The 237-nt window shown below is 31.2% G+C and carries 1 protein-coding gene; it reads left to right on the top strand.

The window, feature by feature from the left end:
* The coding region (gene rpsD / locus B0D78_RS12285) for a 30S ribosomal protein S4 (RefSeq protein ID WP_143521881.1) at window positions 1–237 on the top strand (237 nt) is incomplete at both ends.

The raw sequence follows: 237 nt of genomic DNA, 5'->3' as shown, positions 1-237 counted from the left end.
GAAAATCTTCTAAAGATATTAGAATCAAGACTAGATAATGTAGTTTATAGAATGGGATTTGCTGCTTCAAGGGATGAAGCAAGACAACTTGTTACTCATGGCCACTTTATAGTAAATGGTAAGAAAGTTGATATACCTTCAATGCTTATAAAAGTTGGAGATGAAATCGAAGTAAAAGCTAAAAGCAAAAACAGTCCTAGATTTAAAGAATTAGTTGAAAATCATAGAGGAACAACA

The sequence above is a fragment of the Pyramidobacter sp. C12-8 genome (genome assembly GCF_002007215.1).
Classification (GTDB): Bacteria; Synergistota; Synergistia; order Synergistales; family Dethiosulfovibrionaceae; genus Pyramidobacter.
The sequence above is the reverse complement of the archived record's forward strand: the minus strand, read 5'-3'. Positions and strand labels throughout refer to the sequence as shown.